This is a genomic window from Actibacterium naphthalenivorans (assembly GCF_014196965.1).
GTDB classification, from domain to species: domain Bacteria; phylum Pseudomonadota; class Alphaproteobacteria; order Rhodobacterales; family Rhodobacteraceae; genus Actibacterium_A; species Actibacterium_A naphthalenivorans.
In genome coordinates this window covers 1-21,164 of the sequence record NZ_JACIEQ010000020.1, presented here as the reverse complement: position 1 = coordinate 21,164, position 21,164 = coordinate 1, and the positions used below count along the sequence as shown (strand labels likewise).

General features: G+C 62.5%; 15 protein-coding genes and 6 pseudogenes. 17 read left to right on the top strand and 4 right to left on the bottom strand.

Annotated features, from left to right (window positions below):
* Positions 1–95: 95 nt before the first annotated feature.
* The 5 genes and pseudogenes from GGR17_RS19500 to GGR17_RS19480 all read left to right on the top strand — a co-directional run.
* A pseudogene (locus GGR17_RS19500) lies at positions 96–461 on the top strand (IS30 family transposase); the annotation flags it as partial.
* A 538-nt stretch (positions 462–999) separates the two neighbouring features.
* The gene (locus tag GGR17_RS19495; protein ID WP_054540556.1) at positions 1,000–1,563 is read left to right on the top strand and encodes a recombinase family protein; all 564 of its coding nucleotides are present in this window, start codon (positions 1,000–1,002) and stop codon (positions 1,561–1,563) included.
* 10 nt (positions 1,564–1,573) lie between these two features.
* Positions 1,574–3,183: pseudogene (locus tag GGR17_RS19490) on the top strand (IS481 family transposase).
* Positions 3,116–4,177 (top strand): ExeA family protein, encoded by a 1,062-nt coding sequence (locus GGR17_RS19485; protein WP_207722700.1) that lies wholly within the window; start codon positions 3,116–3,118, stop codon positions 4,175–4,177. Before GGR17_RS19490 ends, GGR17_RS19485 begins: the two are co-directional and overlap by 68 nt.
* Positions 4,174–4,881: a UPF0149 family protein gene (locus tag GGR17_RS19480; protein ID WP_054540558.1), complete on the top strand. Its 708-nt coding sequence runs from the start codon at positions 4,174–4,176 to the stop codon at positions 4,879–4,881. Before GGR17_RS19485 ends, GGR17_RS19480 begins: the two co-directional genes overlap by 4 nt.
* A gap of 169 nt (positions 4,882–5,050) precedes the next feature.
* Here the strand turns inward: GGR17_RS19480 and GGR17_RS19475 are convergent, their stop codons facing one another.
* The gene (locus GGR17_RS19475; RefSeq protein ID WP_054540559.1) at positions 5,051–5,680 is read right to left on the bottom strand and encodes a TetR/AcrR family transcriptional regulator; all 630 of its coding nucleotides are present in this window, start codon (positions 5,678–5,680) and stop codon (positions 5,051–5,053) included.
* Between the two features lie 193 nt (positions 5,681–5,873).
* On the opposite strand from GGR17_RS19475, the gene GGR17_RS19470 reads away from it, so the two are divergent.
* The 6 genes from GGR17_RS19470 to GGR17_RS19445 all read left to right on the top strand — a co-directional run bounded on the left by GGR17_RS19470 (position 5,874) and on the right by GGR17_RS19445 (position 15,016).
* Positions 5,874–7,550 carry an electron transfer flavoprotein-ubiquinone oxidoreductase gene (locus tag GGR17_RS19470; protein ID WP_054540616.1) on the top strand — a complete coding sequence of 559 codons (1,677 nt, stop codon included), beginning with the start codon at positions 5,874–5,876 and terminating at the stop codon, positions 7,548–7,550.
* Positions 7,551–7,642: 92 nt separating this feature from the next.
* Positions 7,643–8,764 (top strand): thiolase family protein, encoded by a 1,122-nt coding sequence (locus GGR17_RS19465; RefSeq protein WP_054540560.1) that lies wholly within the window; start codon positions 7,643–7,645, stop codon positions 8,762–8,764.
* Positions 8,765–8,766: 2 nt separating this feature from the next.
* Positions 8,767–11,064 carry a 3-hydroxyacyl-CoA dehydrogenase/enoyl-CoA hydratase family protein gene (locus GGR17_RS19460; protein WP_054540561.1) on the top strand — a complete coding sequence of 766 codons (2,298 nt, stop codon included), beginning with the start codon at positions 8,767–8,769 and terminating at the stop codon, positions 11,062–11,064.
* 24 nt (positions 11,065–11,088) lie between these two features.
* A complete protein-coding gene (locus GGR17_RS19455) occupies positions 11,089–12,852 on the top strand; it encodes an acyl-CoA dehydrogenase C-terminal domain-containing protein (RefSeq protein WP_054540562.1) in 1,764 nt (587 codons plus the stop codon).
* A 28-nt stretch (positions 12,853–12,880) separates the two neighbouring features.
* Positions 12,881–14,497, top strand: a complete 1,617-nt coding sequence (locus GGR17_RS19450; RefSeq protein ID WP_054540563.1) for a long-chain-fatty-acid--CoA ligase — start codon at positions 12,881–12,883, stop codon at positions 14,495–14,497.
* Between the two features lie 45 nt (positions 14,498–14,542).
* Positions 14,543–15,016 (top strand): MaoC family dehydratase, encoded by a 474-nt coding sequence (locus GGR17_RS19445; protein ID WP_173585989.1) that lies wholly within the window; start codon positions 14,543–14,545, stop codon positions 15,014–15,016.
* A 205-nt stretch (positions 15,017–15,221) separates the two neighbouring features.
* On the opposite strand, the gene istB (GGR17_RS19440) is transcribed toward GGR17_RS19445, so the two are convergent.
* Positions 15,222–15,980 carry an IS21-like element helper ATPase IstB gene (gene istB, locus GGR17_RS19440; protein WP_054540564.1) on the bottom strand — a complete coding sequence of 253 codons (759 nt, stop codon included), beginning with the start codon at positions 15,978–15,980 and terminating at the stop codon, positions 15,222–15,224.
* A gap of 94 nt (positions 15,981–16,074) precedes the next feature.
* Between istB (GGR17_RS19440) and GGR17_RS19435 the strand changes: the two are divergent.
* The 4 genes and pseudogenes from GGR17_RS19435 to GGR17_RS19420 all read left to right on the top strand — a co-directional run.
* Positions 16,075–16,378: pseudogene (locus GGR17_RS19435) on the top strand (transposase); the annotation flags it as partial.
* A gap of 154 nt (positions 16,379–16,532) precedes the next feature.
* On the top strand, positions 16,533–17,768 hold the full coding sequence (gene istA / locus GGR17_RS19430) for an IS21 family transposase (RefSeq protein ID WP_054540566.1): 1,236 nt from the start codon (positions 16,533–16,535) through the stop codon (positions 17,766–17,768).
* Complete coding sequence (istB, locus tag GGR17_RS19425) at positions 17,765–18,607, top strand: IS21-like element helper ATPase IstB (RefSeq protein WP_054540567.1); 843 nt, start codon at positions 17,765–17,767, stop codon at positions 18,605–18,607. Before istA ends, istB (GGR17_RS19425) begins: the two co-directional genes overlap by 4 nt.
* Before the next feature lie 79 nt (positions 18,608–18,686).
* Positions 18,687–18,821 (top strand): annotated as a pseudogene (locus GGR17_RS19420) (IS256 family transposase); the annotation flags it as partial.
* Here GGR17_RS19420 and GGR17_RS19415 read toward each other — a convergent pair.
* Positions 18,806–19,030 (bottom strand): hypothetical protein, encoded by a 225-nt coding sequence (locus GGR17_RS19415; RefSeq protein WP_054540568.1) that lies wholly within the window; start codon positions 19,028–19,030, stop codon positions 18,806–18,808. The pseudogene GGR17_RS19420 and the gene GGR17_RS19415 overlap by 16 nt on opposite strands.
* A gap of 77 nt (positions 19,031–19,107) precedes the next feature.
* Between GGR17_RS19415 and GGR17_RS19410 the strand changes: the two are divergent.
* Positions 19,108–19,267: pseudogene (locus GGR17_RS19410) on the top strand (integrase core domain-containing protein); the annotation flags it as partial.
* A 228-nt stretch (positions 19,268–19,495) separates the two neighbouring features.
* On the opposite strand, the gene GGR17_RS19405 reads toward GGR17_RS19410, so the two are convergent.
* Positions 19,496–20,704, bottom strand: a complete 1,209-nt coding sequence (locus GGR17_RS19405) for an outer membrane protein assembly factor BamB family protein (protein WP_082386779.1) — start codon at positions 20,702–20,704, stop codon at positions 19,496–19,498.
* Between the two features lie 99 nt (positions 20,705–20,803).
* On the opposite strand from GGR17_RS19405, the pseudogene GGR17_RS19400 reads away from it, so the two are divergent.
* Positions 20,804–21,070, top strand: a pseudogene (locus GGR17_RS19400) (IS21 family transposase); the annotation flags it as partial.
* Between the last annotated feature and the right edge of the window lie 94 nt (positions 21,071–21,164).

Genomic DNA, 21,164 nt, shown 5'->3' with positions numbered 1-21,164 from the left:
TGGGCCCACATCCTCCTCACCGGCGAATACAGGTGGTCCAAAAGGTAAGCAAAGCCCCTTAACGTACTATTCTGCCCCCTCCGGCATCAGACCCCAACAACGACCGCAGTTCGACCCACTTCATCAACAAGCTGATGGACGTGATGGAACCCCTGCCCCAGCCCGCCCGCAAGTCGATCACCTTCGACCGTGGCTTTGAATTCCGGGCCTGGCGCAAGCTGAAATCAGGCATCGGCACTGAGAGTTGGTTCTGCGATCCGCAAGCTCCCTGGCAGAAAGGATCGATCGAGAATCTGAACAAGCGGGCCCGCCGGTATCTACCGCGAGACACCCAGCTCGCGGCGCTCTCAAATCGCAATATGAAGGCGATTTGCGACCACCTGAACGGGACACCCAGAAAGTGCCTCGGATGGCGAACCCCCACCGAAGCATTCAGAGAAGAGATGATGGAACTGAGATAGCGGAGACTGTCGCAACGACCCTTGAGCCATCATAGAAATGAATTTCCGTACTGAAACTTTCAGACCAGATGAGGGCGTCAAAGTCGTCAAAAATGCTCCAATTGTTGTGCGACTAAATTTTGTGCAGCCGAAGAAGGCGGCCGTCTTCAGGGGGTCTGATGCCGGAGAGTGCAGAATCCTACGCTCTCATGAGCGTTTTCAGGTTTTCTGACACGAGAAGACTACCTGTAACGGCCTGCAATTATCCTGAGTTCGGCTTGCAAACATCGTGATTTTTGGCCCGGATTATTTGCGTCTATCCTGGGTGCCGAACCCGCATTATTTGCGAATGAGCCCGAATTGTTTGCAACCAGCCTGCAATCATCGGGCCGAACCCGGATTACGTGCGAACGGGCCGTTCAACAAACGCCCGTTTGCTGGACGGCAGCTGTAGCCGAATTCTCCCGATTGATTTTACGGCTCAATTTTGTCTGTTTACCGCGTCTGGAAATCAACGTATGAGTTCCTGTGAGCGGATCAGGTTGTCAGACGGTTTTTCATGCTCATTGGCTACGCACGTATTTCGACCGGGGATCAGAGCCTTGCCTTGCAGCATGACGCGCTGAGATCGGCAGGATGCGAGCGGATTTTCGAGGACAAAGCGAGCGGAGCCAAGACAGCAAGGCCTGGCCTGACCAGCGCCCTGGAACAACTGCGCGAGGGTGACACGCTGGTTGTTTGGCGGCTGGACCGGTTGGGGCGGTCCCTGAAGGATCTGATCGCCCGGGCCGAAGAGCTGAAGGAGATGGGCGTCGGGCTGAAGAGCCTTCAGGAATCCATCGACACCACGTCGAGCGGCGGCCAGCTGATCTTCCACATGTTCGGCGCTCTTGCCGAGTTTGAGCGCAACCTGATCCGGGAGCGCACCCTGGCTGGATTGACTGCAGCGCGGGCGCGCGGCCGCAAGGGCGGCCGCAAGAAAGCGCTGGACCGCAAGAAACGAGCCCATGCGGTGGACCTCTACCGCTCCCGCAAACACACGGTGCCGGAGATTTGCAGCCTGATGGGGATCTCACGGGCCACGCTCTATGCCTATGTCGCTGAGTTTGCCGATGGCAAATAGGGGCATCCGCATTCCGGCCGAGACGCTGCTGGCGCTGAGAACCCGGCTGGCCGGGTTGCCGCCCCGGTCAGCGGCGCGGCGGGAGGAGGTTGGCCGGATCGCGGGCCTTTTTGGCGTCAGCCCGTCCACGGTCTACCGCGCCCTGAAGTCCCTGCATCAGCCGAAGGGCTTGCGGCGGTCGGACCGCGGGAAACCGCGTGGCATCCAGGAACGTGATCTGGCGCGCTATTGCGAGATCATCGCCGCCTTGAAGATGCGCACGAGCAACAGGAAAGGGCGGCATCTTTCGACCACCCGGGCCATCGAGCTCCTGGAAGAGCATGGTGTCCAGACGCCGGAGGGCCATGTGCAGCCCCCGAAAGGCCTGTTGAAACGATCGACCGTGAACCGGTGGCTGAAAGATTGGAGATACGACCAGCCCCGCATGACCCGCGCGGCGCCGGCAGCCCGCTTTGAAGCCCGCCATTCCAACGCATGCTGGCAATTTGACATCAGCCCCTCGGATCTGAAGCATATTGCGCAGCCGGCTTGGCTGGACCCCAAGCGGGGACAGCCAACGATGATGCTTTACAGCGTGGTGGATGACCGCTCCGGCACATCCTATCAGGAGTACCGCTGCGTCTACGGCGAGGATGCGGAAAGCGCACTGCGGTTCCTGTTCAATGCAATGTCGCCCAAGGAGGATACGGAGTTCCAAGGCATTCCCGGGATGATCTATCTCGACAATGGCCCCGTCGCCAAGAGCTTGGTGTTTCAGACGGTGATGGAGCGGCTTGGGGTGGAATGGAAGACGCATATGCCCGCCGGCTCCGACGGGGCGCGGGTTACCGCCCGGTCGAAGGGCAAGGTAGAAAGACCTTTCCGGACGGTGAAGGAGGCCCATGAGACGCTCTATCATTTCCACGAACCGGAAACCGAGGCGGAGGCCAATCTCTGGCTAAGGAATTTCATCAACAAATATAATGACAAACCCCATCGCCGGGAACCGCACAGCCGGATCGAGGATTGGGTGGCCAATCTGCCAGAAACCGGTATTCGCGAGATGTGTTCTTGGGAACGCTTCTGCGCCTTTGCCCGGGAGCCCGAGCGCCGGAAGGTCGCAGCGGATGCGCGCGTTTCCATCGACGGGGCCTTCTACGAGGTTGATGGCGATCTCGCAGGCGAGGAGGTACTGCTGTGGTGGGGCCTTTTCGATCATGAGCTGTTCGTGGAATGGCAGGACAAGCGCTACGGCCCCTATCGGCCCGAGGCGGGCCAATCCCGCTGCACCGGTATCGCAAGCGCAAATCTTCGCCCCGTGAAAAGCGCGCCGAGGCGGTAGCCAAACTGGCCGAGCAGATCAGCTTGCCGCGTGCCGCTCTTGGCGGGTCAGGTTTGGACGCGGCCCCGGCCGAGATTGTGCCGCTGCCCAAGGTCCGCTTCAGCGATCCGGACCCTTGGGGGCAGATTTCCTATGAGAATGCGCTGAGCGCACGGCGGGCCATTTCCTATCTGCTGGACCGGCCGCTTGCTGAACTCTCGCAGGAGGACCGTGCCTTCATCGGCGATCTGGTTGGCCGGACGCTCAACAAGGCCGAGATCGAGGCGGCAATCAAGCAGCGCTTCCGGCGCGAACAATGACAGGAAGGGGGCGGGTCACATGCTCAGCAGACAGGTCATGAAACATTTCCGCATCGAGCGGCCGTGGAACCAGGCGGGGTATTTCGAGACCGAACGCCTGACCCAGTTCCGGGAGGACGTGATGGCCGCCATTATGGCCGGGCATCTGATCGCCATTTCCGGCCCTGTGGGGGTCGGCAAGACAGTGATGATCAACCGTCTTCAGGAACAGATCACGGCCGACAAGAAAATCATCGTGGCGCGCAGCCTCTCGGTGGACAAGCCGCGCGTGGTGCTGCCGGCCCTGATCACGGCGCTCTTTCTCGACATTAGCGGCGATCCGGACATGAAAGTTCCAACCCAGCCCGAGCGCCGGGAGCGGCTGCTTCAAGAGGCCGTGCGCAAGGCCAAAAAGCCGATTGCCCTCTTCATCGACGAAGCCCATGACCTGCACGGCAATACGCTTAACGGCTTGAAACGGCTGCGGGAAGTCATCGGCGCCGGGGGCGGCACCCTGTCCGTGGTGCTGGTTGGCCACCCGCGGCTCAGAAATGACCTGCGCCGCGCCACGATGGAGGAAGTCGGCCACCGGACGGTGAAGTTCGAATTCAGCAGCATCGGCGACGAACGCCGTGAATTCGTGTCCTGGCTTCTCGGACAATGCCTGGCCGAAAGGGTTGAGCCGCTGGACGTCTTTGAGGATGCGGCGCAGCAGTATCTTGCGGAGCGTCTTTCCACGCCCTTGCAGTTTGCCGAACACCTGAACCGGGCCTTTGCCGATGCCTACCGGATGGGCGCGGATCAGGTCACGCGCGAGATCGTAGAGGAAACCATTTCGGTCGGCTTTGACGATCTTGACGCCCGGCTGGCCCGGATCGGCTACAGCCCCAAGGCGCTGGCCGATCTGACCGACACCCGCCTTCCCGAAATCCGCCGCTTCCTCAAGGGCCAGCTGGATACAGACAGAACCGACGAACTCTCAACCCTCATGCGAAAAGCGGGGCTGCCGATATGAAACGCAATACCGAACTTTCCGACAGCGAAGAACGCAGGCTGGGAGAATTCCTTGGCCGGGTGCGCGGCGGCGCAATCCCGAATGTCGAAGCGCTCGACGGCTTCTTCGCGGCGCTGGCTTGTTGTCCGGATCTGGTCATGCCAAGCGAATACATGCCCGTCCTACAAAACGGCGCGACGGAAGACGGCGATCTGGTCTTTGAGGACATGGCGGAGGCCGAACTGTTTGTCGAACTGGTCAACCGGCACTGGAACCATGTGAACCACCAGCTCGATTCCGAGGAGGTATACCTGCCTCTCGTGCTGGAAGATGAGAATGGCAGATACCAGGCCAACGACTGGGCGCAGGGGTTCCTGCGCGGAACCGAGCTGCGGCGCGATATCTGGTTCCAGATCATGGAGGATGAAGCTGAAGGCGGTGCCATGGTGCCGATATGGGCACTCGCCTATGAACATCATGAAGACCCGGAAATGCGCCCCTTCGATGATCCTGTCACCGAGGGTCAACGGCAGGATCTGCTGGTTGGCGCCGCCGCAGGCGTCATGCGCATGCACCGGTATTTTTTGAAACAGCGCAATCTTTACACGCCGCCATCCGGGACATTCATCCGGTCAGGCGGCAAGACCGGCCGGAACGAGCCTTGCCCCTGCGGGTCCGGCAAGAAGTTCAAACAGTGCTGCGGGCGCCGTTCCATGCTGCATTAACTCGTTCGCACGTAATCCGGGTTTGGCCCGATGATTGCAGGCCGGTTGCAAATAATCCGGGCTCATTCGCAAATAATGCGGGTTCGCCGCCCCGGATAAACGCAAGTAATCCGGGCCCAAAATCGCGATGATTGCAAGCCGAGATGATTATGTTTGCAGGTCGTTACACCTATGGAGTGCTGCGGTGCCGGAAGATGCGGAGGATCTGCCGCCCGATCTCGTCCGGGGTCATGCGGCCAGGGCGATACCAGCCGGAGACATTGTTGAGCAGCGTCAGCAGCAGCAGGCGATAGACGCCGCGGTCGAGGGCGGGATCGAGCGGCAGGGCGGCGATCAGGTCGCGGAACACGAGTTCGAAGGTATCGCGCTTTTCGACCAGCCGTTCGCGGATCTCCGCCGGAGCCGAGGCGAAGTCGTTCATCAGCGGCATGGTCAGCGAATTGGGATCGAGCTGGATTTCCATCATGGTGACGCAGGCCGCTTCCAGCCGTTCCCACGGATCGGAAAGCGGCGCGATGGCCGCGCGGATGCGATCCTCCGCCACCTGCAGGGCGATATCGTGGATGCGGACGAACAACGCCTCCTTCGACTTGATGTAGTGATAGAGCGAGCCGCCGAGCAGCCCCACCCGCTCGCCGATATCGCGCACCGAGGTCGCCGCATAGCCGCGCTCGGCAAAGAGGGCGGCGGCGGCTTCAAGGATATCGCGATGCCGGTCGCTCATCCCGCTGTCCTGCAATGTGCCTGCAAGCGTGCTTTTCGCAGCGCCCGTCATTTCACGGCTGTCCCCTACCGTCATCAAATCTCCCGGAGCCGTTCCCGGCCTTCTCTCGTCATATCGCTGCAATCCTTTCAACGCTCATAGCGCAGGCCGCCCGTTTTCCCAAATCCCCTCCGCTCTCAACAGGCTTCGCAGACGCCATAAAATTTTGCACTTGCGAACTGTAACAATCGTTTGGTACATGTATCATTATCAACTGAAGGAGGAAAGGTTGAGCGAGACAATCAGGGAGGCCATGGACTTCGACGTGGTGATCGTTGGCGCGGGACCGGCCGGTCTTACCACTGCGATCCGCCTGAAGCAGCGCGCGGCGGAGACCGGCGCGGAAATCTCCGTGGTCGTCGTGGAAAAGGGTTCGGAAGTCGGCGCGCATATCCTGTCGGGTGCGGTGATCGATCCTTCTGGTCTCGATGCGCTCCTGCCCGACTGGCGGGAAGATCCCGACCGACCGCTCACCACCGAAGTCACCGACGACCGCTTCCATGTGCTGACCGCCAACCGTTCGCTGCGGCTTCCCAATGCGCTGATGCCGCCGCTGATGAACAATCACGGCAATTTCATCGGCTCGCTCGGCAATGTCGCCCGCTATCTCGGAGCACAGGCCGAAGCGCTCGGCGTCGAAATCTATCCGGGCTTTGCGGCAACCGAAGTTCTTTATGACGACAACGGCGCGGTCGCCGGCATCGCTACCGGCGACATGGGTATTGGCCGCGACGGCGCGCCGAAGGACGATTTCACCCCCGGCATGGAGCTTCGGGCGAAATACACCGTGTTTTCAGAGGGTGCGCGGGGCAGCCTGACCAAGCAGCTTCTCGCCCGTTTCAACCTGACCGAGAGACGCTCGGTGCAGAAGTTCGGCATCGGCATCAAGGAACTCTGGCAGGTGAAGCCGGAGAAGTTCCGCAAGGGGCTGGTGCAGCATTCGTTCGGCTGGCCGCTCGACATGAAGACCGGCGGCGGCTCGTTCCTCTACCATTTCGACGATCATCTGGTGACTGTCGGCTTCGTGCTGCATCTCGATTACAAGAACCCGACGCTCTCACCCTTCGACGAATTCCAGCGCTTCAAGACGCATCCGCTGATCCGCGACACCTTCGAGGGGGCCAAGCGCATCGCCTATGGCGCCCGCGCGCTGACCGAAGGCGGTTACCAGTCGGTGCCGCAGCTTGCCTTTCCCGGCGGGGTGCTCGCCGGCTGCGCGGCAGGCTTCATGAACGTGCCGCGCATCAAGGGTTCGCACAACGCCATCCATTCCGGCATGCAGGCAGCGGATGCCGTGTTCGACGGGCTTGCGGGCGGTCGCGCCAACGATACGCTCGAAGCCTATGAGGCCGGCTGGCGCGGCTCGGCCATCGGGCGGGACCTGAAGCCGGTCCGCAACGTCAAGCCGCTGTGGTCGCGGTTCGGCACCGTGCTCGGCGTCGGCCTCGGCGCAACCGACATGTGGCTGCAGACGCTTTTCGGCGTCTCGCCCTTCGGCACGCTCAAGCACAGGAAGGCCGACTTCCAGAGCCTGAAGCCGCTCTCGGAGGTCACGCCGATCCAGTACCCGAAGCCGGATGGCATTCTGACCTTCGACAAACCGTCTTCGGTCTTTCTGTCGAACACCAATCATATCGAGGACCAGCCGGTTCACCTGAGGCTTGCCGATCCCGCAATCCCGGTTGAACGCAACCTGGCGCTCTATGGCGAACCGGCGCGGCTTTACTGTCCCGCCGGGGTCTACGAGGTCGTCTATGACGACGAACAGGCGAAGACCGGCCCCCGTTTCGTGATCAACGCGCAGAACTGCGTGCACTGCAAGACCTGCGACATCAAGGATCCCTCGCAGAACATCACCTGGGTGCCGCCCGAAGGCGGCGGCGGCCCGAACTATCCCAACATGTGACGCCCGTTCCATCCCTTTGTTTCTACGCATTTTCCGACGCCAGCCGCCTCGCAGTTTTGCCGGAAATGCTTCCAGACAGGAAGAAGAAGACCATGACCGCAATCTATATCGTCGACACCCTGCGCAGCCCCTTTGCGCCCGCCTATCGCGGCGCGCTTGCCGGCGTTCGTCCTGACGATCTCGCAGCCGGCGTCATCAAGGCGCTGGTCGATCGCTCCGGCATCGACCCTGCCGAGCTTGAAGACGTGAACCTCGGCTGCGCCTTCGCGGAAGGCGAACAGGGCCTCAACATCGCCCGCTGCGCGGCGCTGATCGCCGGCTTGCCGCAATCTGTCGGCGGCTCCACGGTCAACCGCTGGTGCGGCTCCTCCATGCAGGCGATCCAGATGGCCGCTGGCGCCATCGCCATGGGCGCGGGTGACGCCTTCGTCGCGGGCGGCGTGGAAAGCATGAGCCGCGTGCCGATGATGGGCTTCAATCCCATGCCGAACCCGGCCTGGAGCGACGCCCAGCGCATCGCCTTCCTCAACATGGGACTGACCGCCGAAAACCTTGCCGACCGCTACGGCATATCGCGCGAGGAACAGGACGCCTATTCGCTGGAAAGCCAGAAGAAGGCGCTCGCCGCCCGAGCCGATGACCGGCTGGCCGCCGAGATCGCGCCGATCGGCGATGTCACCGCCGATGGCTGCCCGCGCGAGACGGACGCCGAAAAGCTCGCGGGCCTCAAGACCGCCTTCAAGGCCGGCGGCTCGGTCACGGCCGGTAACTCCTCGCCGCTCACCGACGGCGCATCCGCGACGCTGGTCTGCTCGGAAGACTTCGTGAAGCGCCATAACCTCAAGCCCCTCGCCCGCATCTCCGGCTATGCGATATCCGGCTGCGCGCCTGAAATCATGGGCATCGGCCCGGTCGAGGCCAGCCGCAAGGCGCTGAAGCGCGCCGGCATTTCCGCAGGCGAACTCGACGTGATCGAGATGAACGAGGCCTTCGCCGTGCAGGTTCTCTCCTGCTGCCGCGACCTCGACATCGATCCCACCCGCCTCAACCGCGACGGCGGCGCAATCGCGCTCGGCCATCCGCTGGGTGCGACCGGCGCCCGCCTTGTCGGCAAGGCGTCGCTGCTCCTGAAGCGCGACGGCGGACGCCATGCCCTCGCCACCCAGTGCATCGGCGGCGGTCAGGGCATCGCCATGGTTCTGGAGGCCGCATAATCATGACCGCGATCAGAAAAGCCGCCGTCATCGGCGCTGGAGTCATGGGTTCGGGCATCGCCGCCCATCTCGCCAATGCAGGCCTCGACGTGGTGCTGCTCGACATGGAGAAGAAGTTCGCCGATGGCGGCGTTGCCCGCCAGCTCAAGGCCAACGGCTTCATGGACCCGGCATTCGCGAGCCGCATCGCCGCGGGCTCGACGAAGGACGACCTGGCGCTGATCGCCGACGCCGACTGGATCGTCGAGGCTGTCGCGGAAAAGCTGGAGATCAAGCAGACGCTCTACCGCGCCATCGACGGCGTCAGGAAGAAGGGCTCCATCGTCTCTTCCAACACTTCGACCATTCCGCTGCATTCGCTGGTCGAGGGACTGCCGGCAGGTTTCGCCGCCGACTTCCTGATCACGCATTTCTTCAATCCGCCGCGCATCATGCGGCTCCTGGAACTCGTTTCCGGCAAGGCAACCAAGCCGGAAGTGACCGCGACGATCCGTGACTTCGCGGATCGCGGCCTCGGCAAGAGCGTGGTCATCTGCAAGGACACGCCCGGCTTCATCGGTAACCGCATCGGCAATTACTGGATGGTGGTGGCGCAGAACGAGGCCATCGAACTCGGCCTCGATGTCGAGGAGGCCGACGCCATCATCGGCAAGCCCTTCGGTATTCCCTCCACCGGCATCTTCGGCCTGCTGGATCTCGTCGGCATCGACCTGATGCCAACGACCCTGCGCAGCCTGCAGAACGCCACGCCGGAAGGCGATGCGGTGAAGGATTATGACGCCGAACCGGCGCTGATCGCCCGCATGATCGCGGAAAACCGTCTCGGCCGCAAAAGCGGCGCAGGCTTCGTGCGGCTTTCGCCCGACCGCAAGTCGCGCGACGTAACCGACCTGAAAACCGGCGACTACCGGCCGCAGAAGGCGGTTTCCTCCGAAAGCCTCGATGCCTCGGGCGGCGATCCGCGCGCGCTGATGGAGCATGCCGGCCTCGGCGGCCGCTATGCCTCGGTCGTCATGGAAAAGGCGCTCGCCTATGCCGCATCGCTGGTGCCGGACATCGCCGACACGCCGGATGCCGTGGATGAAGCCATGCGCACCGGCTACGGCTGGAAGCAGGGTCCGTTCGAGCTGATCGACCGGCTCGGCGCCGGCTGGCTGAAGGCGCGGCTCGAAGCGCGTGGCGTTGCCGTGCCCGCCTATCTCTCGCTCGCAGCAGAAAAGGGCGGTTTCTATTCGGTCGTCGACGGCAAGCGCGCCAACCTGCTGCCTGACGGCACGATCGAACCGATTGTCAAGGGTGACGGCGTGCTGCTCATTTCCGACCTCAAGCTCGCCGGCAAGCCGGTCGAGGACTGGGGCGCGGCAAGCCTCTGGGATCTCGGCGACGGCGTCGCCTGCCTCGAATTCCGCACCAAGATGAACACCTACAATCCCGCTTTGCTTGACGCCATCAACAAGGCTGTCGAACGCACGGCGAAGGATTTCAAGGCGCTGGTGATCGGCAGCGATGCGGCCGTGTTCAGCGCGGGCGCCGACCTGCGCGTCTTCCTCGATACCGTGGAAAAGGGCGGCCGCGAGGCGTTGGGCGCTTTCATCGACCATGGCCACCGCACCTTCAAGGCGGTGAAATACACCCCCTTCCCGGTGGTTGGTGCTGCAGCCGGTCTGGCGCTCGGCGGCGGCTGCGAGATCCTTCTGCATTGCGACGCGATCCAGGCCCATGCGGAGCTTTCCATCGGCCTCGTCGAAACCCGCATCGGCGTCGTGCCGGGCTGGGGCGGCTGCAAGGAAATGATGCTGCGCTTCTCGGCCTCCACCGCCGCTCTGCGCGGGCCGGTCGCGCCTGCGATTGCCGCCTTCAACCTGATCGCGCCTGCCAGGGTTTCGGCAAGCGCCTTCGATGCCCGCAACCTCGGCTATCTCAGGGCCACCGACGGCATCACCATGAACCGCAGCCGGCTGATCGCCGACGCCAAGGCAAGGGCGCTTTCGCTCGCGGAAGGCTATGTCGCACCGGAACCGCCTTTGGTCGCCATGTCCGGTCCCTCGGGCGCTTCCGCGATCCACAACATCATCGAAGGCGAAGCGCTCGCCGGTCGGGCCACCGTGCACGACGGGGTGGTCGGGCGCGCGCTTGCCAATGTCCTGACCGGCGGCCCTTCCGCCGATCCGCTGAAACCACTCACGGAAGACGATGTGATCGCGCTGGAGCGTGAAGCCTTCGTCGACCTGCTCGCAACACCCGCAACCGTGGACCGCGTCAAGCACATGCTGCCGACCGGCAAGCCGCTGCGCAACTGAACAAGAAGAGGCAAGGAAACTCCCATGGCTGGCTATATCCCTCCCGTCGACGATATCTCCTTCCTGCTCGGCGAGGTCTTCGACTTCGACGCGCAGATGGCCGCCCTTCCCGGCTTTGAAGAGGTCAACACGGAACTCGCAACGAGCGTCATGGAGGAAGGCGGCAAGTTCTGCGCCGAAATCCTCGAACCGCTCAACCGTCCCGGCGACGAGGAAGGTTGCAAGCTGGAAAACGGTCTGGTGACGACGCCGAAGGGCATCGCCGACGCCTACAAGGCCTTCGTCGAAGCCGGCTGGGGCGGACTTTCCGGCGACCCGGAGTTCGGCGGACAGGGCCTGCCGCGCGTGCTGCAGATCCTGCTGGACGAGATGCTGTCTTCCGCCAACCTCTCCTTCGGCCTATTTCCGGGCCTGACGCGCGGCGCGGTCGAAGCAATCGCCCATCATGCGAGCGACGAGCTGAAGCAGACATATCTGCCGAAGATGATCTCGGGCGAATGGACGGGCGCGATGGCGCTCACCGAATCCTCCGCCGGCACCGATCTCGGCCTGCTCACCACCCGCGCCGAGCCGGTGGGCGACGGTTCCTACGCCATCAAGGGCACCAAGATCTTCATTTCCTCCGGCGATCAGGATTTCGGCGGCAACATCGTGCATCTGGTGCTGGCCCGCCTGCCCGATGCGCCGAAGGGCGTGAAGGGCATCAGCCTGTTCCTGTCGCCCAAGTTCCTCGTCAGGGAAGACGGCTCGCTCGGTGAGCGCAACCGCATGTCGGTCGGCTCGCTGGAGCACAAGATGGGCATTCACGCCCAGCCGACCTGCGTGATGAACTATGACGGCGCCATCGGCTGGCTGGTCGGAGAGCCCGGCCGCGGCCTCAACGCCATGTTCACGATGATGAATGCCGAGCGCCTGTTCGTCGGCATTCAGGGGCTGGGCATTGGCGAGGCCGCCAACCAGAAGGCCGTCGCCTACGCCCGTGAGCGCCTGCAGGGCCGCTCCGCCGACGGTGCGCGCGGCCCCGTGCCGATCATCGAACATGCCGATGTGCGCAAGATGCTGCTGACCGGCCGGTCGCTGACCGAAGCCGGCCGCGCGCTCGCCATCTGGACCGCCTTGCAGATGGACATCGCCGCTCGTCACCCGGATGCGGAAGCGCGCCGCAAGGCCGACGGCCTCGTCGCGCTGCTGACGCCGGTGGTGAAGGCCGCCTTCACCGATTTCGGCTTCGAGATCGCCGTCCAGTCGCAGCAGGTGTTCGGCGGTCACGGCTATATCCGCGAATGGGGCATGGAACAGTATGTGCGCGATGCCCGCATCGCCCAGATCTACGAGGGCACCAACGGCGTGCAGGCCATGGATCTCGTCGGCCGGAAGCTGCCGATGGAAAACGGCGCCGTGGCACGCGGCTTCTTCGCGCTGGTGCGCAATGACCTTTCGGCCACGAAGGGTCCGGCCGAACTGGAAACGGTGAAAACCTCCGTTCTCGAGGCCCTTGCCCGGCTGGAGAAACTGACGGAAGACTTGCTGGCCAAGGGCGCCGATCCGGTGGAGGCCGGAGCGAGCGCCACCGACTACCTGCGCTTCTTCGCGCTGGTGAGCTTCGGCTGGCTCTGGGTGCGCATGGCCGAAGAAGCCTCAGCCGATGCGACGACGCCGCTGAAGCAGCGCAAGCTTGCGCTTGCCCGCTTCTTTGCGGCCCGCCTGCTGCCGCAGACCGTCAGCCTCGACGCGGCCATCCGCGCCGGCGCTGCCGACATCATGGCGCTCGACGCCGACTTATTCTGATTGAAGTTTATCCCGGGAGGAGAAGACCATGCTTGGCATGATGATGAATGCACCGCTGCTCGTGTCATCGATCCTGCGTCACGCAGCGACCTATCACGGCAGCACGGAAGTGGTTTCGAAGACCGTAGAAGGCCCCATCCATCGCTACACCTATGCGGATCTTTCCAAGCGCAGCCAGAAGCTCGCCAACGCGCTCAAGAAGCTCGGCCTTGAGCATGGCGACCGGGTGGGCACGCTTGCCTGGAACGGCTATCGCCACATGGAACTCTATTACGGCGTATCAGGCTCGGGCTTCGTGTGCCACACGATCAACCCGCGCCTCTTCCGCGAGCAGATCGGCTACATCATCGAACATGCCGGCGACAGCGTGCTCTTCTCCGACCTCACCTTCCTGCCGATCCTCGAAGCGCTGGCCGACCGGCTGGCGCCGCTGAAGGCCGTGGTCATCCTGACCGACGAGGCGCATATGCCGAAGTCGGACGTGCTGCCGAACCTCGTCTGCTACGAGACGCTGATTGCCAACGAACCCGACGAATTCGAATGGCCGGTGTTCGACGAGAATACCGCATCCGCCCTGTGCTACACCTCGGGCACCACGGGCGATCCGAAGGGCGTGCTCTACAGCCACCGCTCCAGCGTGCTGCATGCCATGGCGATCAGCTTGATGGACGTGCTCAGCCTTTCGGCCAATGACGCCGTGGTGCCGGTGGTGCCGATGTTCCACGTCAACGCCTGGGGCCTGCCGTTCGCGGCCCCGATGGTCGGGGCGAAGCTCGTGATGCCCGGCCCGAACCTCGATGGCGCCAGCCTGCATTCACTGTTCGAAAGCGAAGGCGTGACGGCAACCGCCGGCGTGCCGACGGTCTGGCTCGGCCTGCTCGACTGGATGGATGCCCATGGCCAGAAGTTCACGAGCCTGAAGCGGGTCGCCATCGGCGGATCGGCCACGCCGCCGATCATGATCAGCCGTTTCCACAACATGGGCGTTACGGTTCGCCATGCCTGGGGCATGACGGAAACGAGCCCGATCGGACTTGCGGCGACGCTTCTTCCCAAGCACGAGAAGCTCTCGGCGGAACAGCGCCTCACGCTCGAATCCAAGCAGGGCCGCCCGCTGTTCGGCATGGAATTCCGCATCGACGGCAGCGACGGCAAGCCGGTGGCGCGCGACGGCAAGGCCTTCGGCGCCATGCTGGTGCGCGGCCCCTGGGTCGCGGCCGGTTACTACAACACGGAAAAGAGCCCGGCGCATGCCGTCGAAGGCTGGTTCGACACGGGCGATGTCGTCACCATGGACGAGGACGGCTTCGTGCAGATCGTCGACCGCACCAAGGACGTGGTGAAATCCGGCGGCGAATGGATCAGCTCGATCGAGCTTGAGAACATCGCGCAGGCCCATCCGGCGATCAAGGAAGCGGCCGTGGTTGCCGCTCCCGATGCCCGCTGGGGCGAGCGGCCCGTTCTGGTGGTGGTGGTCAAGCCCGGCCAGACGTTTACCCGCCACGACATGCTCGATGTCTATACCGGCAAGATCTCCAAGTGGAGCATTCCCGACGAAGTCATCATCGTCGAGGAACTGCCGCACACGGCAACCGGCAAGCTGCTCAAGACCGCGATCCGCCAGATCGTTCTCGACGAATACTAAAAGCGCTCGCCGGACGCGACGCTGGCCGGCTGAGGGAGACGCGAGATGACCGAAGATGCGCAGGCGGTGAAGCTCTATCTCGATGACCTGACCATCGGGCAGCGCTTCACCAGCCCTTCCCATGTGATGGAAATCGACGAAATCCGGGAATTTGCCGGGCGCTACGATCCGCAGTTCTTCCATCTCGACGAGGAACTGGCGCGCGACAGCCTGTTCGGCAAGCTCGCCGCCAGCGGCTGGCACACGGCCGCGACCACCATGCGGCTGCTGGTGCAGAGCCTGCCGCTGGCCGGCGGGCTGATCGGCGCGGGCGGGGAAATCTCCTGGCCCCGCGCCACATGGCCCGGCGACCGCATCCATGTCGAAAGCGAAATCGTCACCATCGCGCCGTCACGCTCGAAACCCGAACGCGGCCTCGTCACCTTCCGCAGCGAGACGATCAACCAGGATGGCGAGATCGTTCAGGTGTTCACGCCGAAGATCGTCTCGTGGCGGCGTGAACCTCCTTCAGGAAAGTGAATGTGTGGATAGTCTCGATATGACTGCCGCTGTAGATGATCGATATACGTCCCTTATCTTTCTGAAACAGGCTGTGGGGCTTGGCCTGACAACGCCGCTCTTACGTCGGATCCGAAACTGCGAGTGCCCGAATTGTTGGTTTCCGCGCAGAACTGAGCCGGTTTTTCCACCGAGAAGTGAGCCACCTCTGAGTATGGTTTTCTGATCAGGCTTTGGTCAAGGGATTGGTCTCTTCTCCTCTCTTCTGCGCTGCTGCGGCCGAGCTGGCCTTGAAGCGGAAGCTGTCGTTACCGGTTTCCAGGATGTGGCAACGGTGGGTCAGGCGTTCGAGCAGAGCTGTGGTCATCTTGGCATCGCCGAAGACGGTGGCCCATTCGCTGAAGCTGAGGTTGGTGGTTATGACGACGCTGGTGCGCTCGTAAAGCTTGCTCAGCAGGTGGAAGAGCAGCGCTCCGCCGGAAGCACTGAACGGAAGGTATCCGAGTTCATCGAGGATCAGCAGATCGAGACGGACCAGCGTCTCGGCGATCTGACCTGCCTTGCCCTTTGCCTTCTCCTGCTCGAGCGCGTTGACCAGTTCGATGGTCGAGAAGAAGCGGACCTTTCGGCGGTGATGCTCGATAGCCTGGACGCCGAGAGCAGTCGCGACGTGTGTTTTACCTGTGCCCGGTCCGCCGACGAGAACAATGTTCTGCGCTCCGTCCATGAACTCGCATCGATGCTGTTGGCGCACCGTCGCCTCGTTGATTTCGCTGGCGGCGAAGTCGTAGCCGGAGATATCCTTGTAGACTGGGAAGCGGGCAGCCTTCATGTGATAGGCAATCGAGCGAACCTCGCGCTCGGCCATCTCGGCTTTCAGCAACTGGGACAGGATCGGCACGGCCGCATCGAAGGCTGGTGCTCCTTGCTCGATCAGGTCGGTGACGGCTTGGGCCATGCCATACATCTTCAGGCTACGGAGCATGATCACGACGGCGGCGTGTCCGTCGTCAGAACATTCGGCACAACTTGCGGCGTAAATTAGCGGAGTACGGGCTTCGTCCGGGGTTATTATTTAGGAGCAGCGGTGCTGGCTGCACAAGACCATGAACGTTCTAAACGCGCTGCCGAAATCGGTGCAGGCCAGGGCCAAAGGCCGAAGCCAACGTCGCCTTCAACGTCTTCGTCGAAACCTATGGCGTGAAATGGGACAAGGCGGTGGCCAAGCTGGTCAAGGACCGGGACGCGCTGCTGACCCTCTACGATTATCCGGCCGAGCACTGGAAGCATATCCTGACGTCAAATCCGATCGAGAGCACCTTCGCTACCGTCCGGCACCGCACCCGGCGAACCAAGGACTGCCTGAGCCGAAAGACCGGACTCGTGTAAGTGGCCGGTTTATCTTCCCCAGAACGGGCAGCTGAATTTTCCCCAGTTGTGGCACTGAGTGGCCAATTCTGAGGGGGCATGCCCCCTCAGAATTGGCTTTCGCCAAAAAAGCACCCGGAATGCCTCCGACCAGTGTGGAGGGTGCCGGGTGATCCAACTGAGAGAAATTGTGTTGATACATGATTTGAAACGCCAGGGCCTGAGCGTGAGCGCGATCGCCCGGCAGATGGGCTGTGACCGTAAAACTGTCCGCAAGTATCTGGACCTTGGGCTGGAGCCCCCGATCTATGGGCCCCGCCCGCCACGAGGCAGCAAACTTGACGGATATCATGCCTATCTGCGTGATCGGGTCGCGGATTTCCCGGAGCTTTCGGGGCGTCGGCTATTCCGGGAATTGCAGGGCAAGGGCTATGAGGGCAGCTATACAACCCTGAAGAAATACCTTCGCACGGTTCGCCCCCCGCTCACGGCGCGCTTCGAGCGTCGGTTTGAAACGCCTCCGGGCAAACAGGCGCAGGTCGACTTCGCGGAATTTGTCGTGGAGTTTACCGCCGAGCCCGGCATCATCCGCAAGGTCTGGCTGTTCAGTCTGGTTCTGGGCCACAGCCGATGGATGTGGGGGCAATTCGTTGCCAGCCAGAACCTGCAGTCCGTCATGCGCTGCCATATCGCAGCCTTTGAAGCCCTGGGCGGGGCGCCGGAGGAGATCCTCTATGATCGTATGAAAACAGCGGTGGTCGGCCAGGACGCCGCAGGCGTTGTCACCTACAACACCTCTCTGGTGGCGCTGCTGAACCACTACAGATCGGCCCCGCGCGCCTGCAAACCGTACAGGGCCAAGACGAAAGGCAAGGTCGAGAGGCCATTCCGCTATATCCGGCAGGATTTCTTTCTGGCCCGTGACTTCCGTGATCTGGCGGATCTGAATGACCAGTTCACAGCCTGGCGGGAAGACATCGCCAATCCCCGGGTCCATGCCACCACGCATCGGGTCGTCGACGAACATTTTGCCGAGGAACAGCCCTTTCTGATCTCCTTGCCGGCCTTGCCCTACGATGCCGTGCTGACCGTCGAACGGCGTGTCAGCAAGGATGGCATGGTCTCGGTCGACGGCAACTTCTACAGCGTCCCCGACACCACGCGCAGGCGGATGCTCGAGGTCCAGAACCATACCCGCGACATCAGGATCTTCGAGGATGGCGTGGAGATTGCCCGCCACCCTGTCCTGGAGGGCAAGAACCAGCGCCGTGTCGATCCCAGCCACCGCAAGGCGCCGCCGAAGCGACCGGTCGCACGCCCCGAGCGTCCACCGGGCCTGCGCCGCTCCCTGGACTTCTATGACGCCGTCGGTCGGCGACTGGCCTCCGGAGAGGTGCCAAGATGAACGGGGTGCTGGACCGCGTTCGGGGCGCCCTCGTCGGCCTGAAAATGCCCCGTGCCCTGGAGGCTCTGGATCATACCCTGCATCGGCTGGAGCAGGGCGAAATCACAGCGCTGGAGGCCATCGATATCTTGCTGAGTGAGGAATACTCGACCAGGGAAACCCGGCGGATCGACGTGGCCCTGAAAACCGCGCGGCTTGTTCCGATCAAGACCCTGGAGGGGTTCGACTTCAGCTTCCAGCCTTCCATAGATCGGGAAAGGGTGGCCGCTCTGGCACAGCTCGACTTCATCCGGCGTGCCGAGGTCGTCCATTTCCTTGGTCCGCCTGGCACCGGAAAATCGCATCTGGCCACTGCTCTGGGGGTCGCTGCAGTAAAGGCAGGTCGGAGCGTCTACAGAGCCACCCTGGCAGAGCTGGTCGAGGCCCTGTCCAAGGCCGAGCAAGAAGGGCGGCTGTCCGAGAAGATCCGCTTCTATGCCCGGGCCTCACTGCTGATCGTCGACGAGATCGGCTACCTGCCGATTACCCAGGGCGGTGCCAACCTGTTCTTCCAGTTGGTCAATGCCCGCTACGAAAAAGGAGCCATGATCCTTACCTCGAACCGCGGCTTTGCCGAGTGGGGGGAGGTCTTCGGGGATCCCGTCGTCGCGACGGCACTGCTGGACAGGCTGCTTCACCATGCTGTCGTCCTGCAGATCGAAGGCGCCAGCTATCGGCTCAGAGGGCACGCTGACCTCATTCCCGAATACGTGCGCTCCAATGCCCCCATCGCCCCACCCCCGCCACCAAAGCGCCGGGGACGGCCGCCAAAAATCAAAAATGGAGCTGCTAGTCTCTGATCCCCGCTGACAACCGGGACGCCAAACTGGGGAATTTTACGTTGCCCGTTCTGGGGATTTTTGAGGTGCCATTGACAGACTCGCCATGGCCTTCCGGCTTATGATGTCGGCGCAGAAGAAATGGCGAAAGCTCGACGGTCGGAACCGCCTGCCAGAGGTTATCAGCGGGGTTGAGTTCCGCGACGGGGTTCGCCACATTCAAGCTGCCGCCTGATCAAGCGTCACCAACTTTCGCGCATATCTTAGCGGCCCCGCCTCGAGGCCAACCCTGACGAACTCTCCCGCCGCTTCGCGCAGCGCGTCGGCGATGGCGTCGGGGTCCGAGGCAGCCTTCGTCGCCAGAACCCTACGGCCTTCCTCATCCACCACACAGATGCTGGTCAGTTCCAGCGACACATCCAACCCGACATATTGCGCAACCAACTCTGATCCTCCCTAGCTTAATACCTGCCGGAAAGGAGATCACCGGCAGGACCGGGAGCGAAGCCCCGATACGCCATCTGAACGGTGAGATCTTCTACACGCTGCACGAGGCCCAGATCCTGATCGAGAGATGGCGTCGCCACTACAACGCTGTCAGGCGCGCACAGCGCCCTTGGGTATCGCCCGCCGGCGCCCGAAAGCATCGTCCCGATAGGCCAGAGACCGACCATGCACTAACATTCAACCCTGACCACTTGATGGGGGCAGACCAACTGAAGATCGTAACGGTCACCGATCGCTGGATTGGTCAGCACAATCTCAATCTCTTCTGCGTAGCCTTGCCAGGCGTCCGCGTTTTGGCGTCGAAGAAGGCGCGGCGGTTCATCCAGGGTTCCGGCCCGGCTCATACGTGGAAAATTCCTCTATCCCGGCTGTTCAGATCTCCGCAGCCACCGCTGTCTGTGATTATGGCAAGGCGAAGGCCATGACATAATCACCCTTGTCAGCCGAGTAGGGCGCGCCGCCGACCGAGATCAGGACATATTGTTTACCCGTCTTGGGGGAGACATAGGTAATGGGCGTGGCGCTCGACCCGACCGGAAGCGCATGGCGCCACAGCTCCTCGCCTGTCTCTGCATCATATGCCCGCAGGTAGTAGTCCTGCGTTCCGGCAAAGAACACCAACCCGCCGGCCGTCGAAATCGTGCCGGCATAGGTCGGCAGGCCGAGGGGCATCGGCAGATGCGACCTGATCCCCAACGGCCCCAGTTGTTCGGCCGTCCCGGCCGGGACCTGCCAGGCAATCTTGCGGGTGTTCATGTCGATGGCGGTGATCGTGCCAAAGGGCGGGGTCACACAGGGCACCCCCAGTGGCGAGACCCACATCTCGGTCGCCATGCCGTAGGGCGTGCCCTTTTGCGGCGACGGGCCGTGGCCGGTGCCATCGGCATGGGCCTTTTGGGCAAACTCCGGATAGTCGTCGCGCGGGACCAGCGAGAAGATACTCGGCGCGCGGATGTCATTCACGAAGATGCGGTTGTTCGGAATGTCAACGGAAACGCTGCCCCAGTTCATGCCGCCGATATTGCCGGGCTGTTCGATGGCATAATCCAGTCCGATCGGAGTGAAGTCCCCGTCATAGCGCAGTTGCCGGAAGGCGATGCGGCAGGCGAGCTGGTCGAACATCGTCATGCCCCACATGCGGGCTTCGGTCAGCCGTTCCGCACCGATGGTGGGCATCCCGACCGAATAGGGCTGGGTTGGGGCGAGACGTTCTTCCGGCACTTGGCCGGTCTGGGGAACAGGCTTTTCCGCGACCTCGGCAATCGGCTCGCCTGTGGTGCGGTCCAGCAAGAAGATCTGGCCACGTTTCGTGGTCTGCATCACGGCTTTCTGAGTGCCGCCCGAGCCATCCGGCAGGTCCAGCAAGGCAGGCTGTGCGGGCAGGTCATAATCCCAGAGGTCATGGTTCACCGTGCGGAACTTCCAGCGTTCGCGACCAGTGTTCACGTCCAGCGCGACCAGCGAGGCATTGTATTCATCCGAGAACGCCGGGCGTTCTGCCCCGTAGTAATCGGGCGTGGTGTTCCCAAGCGGCGCATAGATCAGCCCCAGCTCGTCGTCATAGGCGGCTGTCGTCCACATATTGGGCGTGCCATGGGTGTGAACCGGCATGCAAAATTGACCCCGTAGCGGGGTGATCGGCGTCCAAAAATGACCCCCTTACACTGATGTGGATGATGCCCCCGAGGTCATCGGGGAGCACAGTGTGGGATGTTGGTCGTGGAGACGATAGCGAAGATCCGACGGGCGTATTTTCAGGACAAGAAGTCGATCAAGCAGATCTGCCGGGAGCTGCGAGTATCGCGGAACACGGTGCGCAAGGTGATCCGGTCCGGTGCGACGGAGCTCACCTATGAGCGAACCATTCAGCCGTTGCCGAAGATCGGGCCTTGGCAAGACATGCTCGACGAGATGCTGGCGGTGAACGCGCGGAAGCCCAAGCGCGAGCGACTGACTCGCATCCGCATTTTCGAGGAAGGCCCCATCGGAAGGTTTCTTCGTAGAACCACGCTAAGGAAGAACGAAGCCTGAACATGGCTTACAGCGTGGCATTTCTGATCGCCTTGTAAGC

Bases quoted from the DNA above. Each gene is read 5' to 3' on its own strand.
- GGR17_RS19495 (WP_054540556.1), top strand. From the start codon at position 1,000: ATGCTCATTGGCTACGCACGTATTTCGACCGGGGATCAGAGCCTTGCC.
- GGR17_RS19480 (WP_054540558.1), top strand. From the start codon at position 4,174: ATGAAACGCAATACCGAACTTTCCGACAGCGAAGAACGCAGGCTGGGA.
- GGR17_RS19475 (WP_054540559.1), bottom strand. From the start codon at position 5,680: ATGACGGTAGGGGACAGCCGTGAAATGACGGGCGCTGCGAAAAGCACG.
- GGR17_RS19465 (WP_054540560.1), top strand. From the start codon at position 7,643: ATGACCGCAATCTATATCGTCGACACCCTGCGCAGCCCCTTTGCGCCC.
- GGR17_RS19460 (WP_054540561.1), top strand. From the start codon at position 8,767: ATGACCGCGATCAGAAAAGCCGCCGTCATCGGCGCTGGAGTCATGGGT.
- GGR17_RS19455 (WP_054540562.1), top strand. From the start codon at position 11,089: ATGGCTGGCTATATCCCTCCCGTCGACGATATCTCCTTCCTGCTCGGC.
- GGR17_RS19450 (WP_054540563.1), top strand. From the start codon at position 12,881: ATGCTTGGCATGATGATGAATGCACCGCTGCTCGTGTCATCGATCCTG.
- GGR17_RS19445 (WP_173585989.1), top strand. From the start codon at position 14,543: ATGACCGAAGATGCGCAGGCGGTGAAGCTCTATCTCGATGACCTGACC.
- istB (WP_054540564.1), bottom strand. From the start codon at position 15,980: ATGCTCCGTAGCCTGAAGATGTATGGCATGGCCCAAGCCGTCACCGAC.
- istB (WP_054540567.1), top strand. From the start codon at position 17,765: ATGAACGGGGTGCTGGACCGCGTTCGGGGCGCCCTCGTCGGCCTGAAA.
- GGR17_RS19405 (WP_082386779.1), bottom strand. From the start codon at position 20,704: ATGCCGGTTCACACCCATGGCACGCCCAATATGTGGACGACAGCCGCC.